Consider the following 697-nt stretch of genomic DNA (forward strand, 5'->3'; position numbering starts at 1 on the left):
CGCTGCAGTTCTTCCTCGGCGCGATCGGCTACATGGCCTTTGCGATGGCGGTGGCGTGGGGCCAGCGCCGCCGCATCAAAGAGCAGGTGCTGGCCGAATGCCTGTACGAACTGGCCGTGTACGTGGAGTGCAAAGCCGGCTTCTACGACGCCTCCAAGGATTTCGACGAGCAGTTCAACGCGCTCGTGCGCCAGCAGATTGCCGTGGCTGACAAGCCGCAGGTGGCGCGCGATTTCGTCTTTCGCGACAACCGCACCACGAGCGACGGCCGCCTCGTGCAGATTCACATGCGGATGCTCGATATCTACGAGTATCTGCTGTCGTCCAACACCGACTACCCGCTGCTGCGCCAGTGGCTGGCCGACGCCGAGGTGATGCGCCTGCTGCGCGACGTGATCGAACGCTTGCGCATGGACATCGAAGGCGCCGCCTATGCCGTCGGCCGCGACCGGCCGTCACCTACGCCGGTGTCGTACGACCAGGAGGTGGCCGCCATTGAAGGCGCGCTGCACGAGCTGCAGCACAACCATCACGGCGTGCCGATCGAGGCGATTGCCGCGCTCGAAGAATCGGTGGCCACGGTGCGGGGCGCAATCCGCCTCATGGCGCAGTTGCACGCCGCCACCGCCACGCCGGTCGAGCTGTCGCAGGTGCTGCTGCGTCCCGACATGACGCCGTTTCTCACGCGCCAGAAGTA

Annotated in this window: 1 protein-coding gene; it reads left to right on the top strand. The window is 65.7% G+C overall.

Features of this window, described 5'->3' with window-relative positions; genetic code table 11:
- On the top strand, positions 1–697 hold a 697-nt coding region (locus D7X12_RS45705; protein WP_208719640.1), incomplete at both ends, for an FUSC family membrane protein.

The organism is Corallococcus sicarius, assembly GCF_003611735.1.
Classification (GTDB): Bacteria; Myxococcota; Myxococcia; order Myxococcales; family Myxococcaceae; genus Corallococcus; species Corallococcus sicarius.